The organism is Streptomyces sp. NPDC031274 (assembly GCF_055570235.1).
This window is the reverse complement of the sequence record NZ_JBVIHP010000207.1, coordinates 1-1,469: the sequence shown is the minus strand read 5'-3', so window position 1 is coordinate 1,469 and position 1,469 is coordinate 1. Positions and strand designations below refer to the sequence as shown.

Annotated in this window: 3 protein-coding genes; 1 reads left to right on the top strand and 2 read right to left on the bottom strand. The window is 65.1% G+C overall.

What is annotated here, in order from left to right; genetic code table 11:
• Positions 1 to 65 precede the first annotated feature (65 nt).
• Both ACZ5CR_RS45030 and ACZ5CR_RS45025 read right to left on the bottom strand, forming a co-directional pair.
• Positions 66 to 338, bottom strand: coding sequence for a hypothetical protein (locus ACZ5CR_RS45030; RefSeq protein ID WP_468869400.1), 273 nt, complete (start codon positions 336 to 338; stop codon positions 66 to 68).
• A 175-nt stretch (positions 339 to 513) separates the two neighbouring features.
• Positions 514 to 816: a WXG100 family type VII secretion target gene (locus ACZ5CR_RS45025; RefSeq protein ID WP_249588461.1), complete on the bottom strand. Its 303-nt coding sequence runs from the start codon at positions 814 to 816 to the stop codon at positions 514 to 516.
• A 309-nt stretch (positions 817 to 1,125) separates the two neighbouring features.
• Between ACZ5CR_RS45025 and ACZ5CR_RS45020 the strand changes: the two genes are divergently transcribed.
• Positions 1,126 to 1,469: hypothetical protein (locus ACZ5CR_RS45020; protein ID WP_468869398.1), on the top strand; the 344-nt coding region annotated here is incomplete at its 3' end.

Genomic DNA, 1,469 nt, shown 5'->3' with positions numbered 1-1,469 from the left:
GCGTCACCGGGAATGGGGTCGTTGTCCGCGACCGGGTGCCAATCACGTGGGCGTCCGGCCATGAGTCAGCCCTTCTTCTTCGACTTGGGGTCCTGCGCACCACGGATCGCCTCGGCCAGCTGATGGTCGATGTCCTCGTACGCTTCCGCTGCGGCCTTGGCGATCTGCGCGAGCGCGTCGACCTCGTCCGTCAGCCTTTTGCGGCTCAGCTTCCAGTTGTCCGCGAAATCACCGAACTTGTCGGCGAGGTCACCGTTTCCGAAGTCGTCCTCGTACTGACCGCCGAGATCCTCCAGGCCGTCGAAGGCCTTCTTCACGTTGTTGAGTCCGGTGCCCATGCCCTTGATTACGTCAAGGTCCAATTTGGCCCGGTCGCCACCGCCACCCACAGTGCCCCCATGGCATTCACGCAATAAACACATTCGCTACCGATATGCGACCGGTGCGACGGTCCGCCGAGAAGGGCGGTACGCCGCACCGGTTTCGTTCACGTTCACCAGCTCAAGGGCGTGACTACTTGCCCTTGACACCCCTGGCGAGGTCGTCATCCAGGTCCTCGTACGCCTTCGCGGCGCTGGTCAGGAACTTGCCCATGCCCGTGAGGCCCTCAATGGTGTCCTTGGCGCCCTTCTTGAACTCCTTGAAGGAGTCCTCGAAGGCCTGCGAACCCTTGCGAGTCGTGTAGCCGTTCTTCACCAGGTTCTCGATGAAGCGCTCGAGAGCGTCGAGCTTCTCATCGATCTTGTCCTTGGCGTCGTTCAGCTTGCCCGCCGCGGTCCGCATCTCCTCATAAGTGATATCGGCGTCTTTGGCCATGTGGCTTCACATCCAATCCAACTCGCCGCAGGGCCATCCCCCTTGGCTCCTCAGTGCGGGCCGCTCGAAGGCCGTGCGGCCGTTCGTGCGATCTTCCGCTCTTGGGTCAGCAGCTTACGGGTGGGGCAGAAGTGAGCACACCCCGGTTGAGTCACAGCTCTGCTATGAGCTCGTGCACAGCCCGTTGCCTGCGGGAAGGGTGGAGCGGCTATCGTCACAGGCACTGTGGACAGCCTCACAGGCACTGTGGACCAGCCACTGTGACCGCGTTACGGAAGCGGTCGCGGGGAGCTGAAGGGGAGGACGATCGTGCGCCTGACTCTGACCGTCGTCGATCCGCTCGGCGGCGCCAACGCCGACGTCGTGCTCGACGCCGATCCTGAGTCCTCCGTGGGGGACATCGCCAAGGAGCTGGCCTCACACGTGGGGTACGGCGGCGGCGACGCCCAGATCATCCCCATCGGCGGGCATCAACTCCAGCCGGGCCCCGGCCAGGGCGGGGCACCGATCGTCTTCGTGGACGGCTATCCCATCGACGCCTCCGCGACCATCGGCACCTCCCCGCTGCGCGAGGGCGCCGTCGTCAGCCTGCACGATCCGGCGGGCTGCCTGCCCGGCGAGCCCACCGGCCTGGTCGAGCTGCGCGTCGCGGG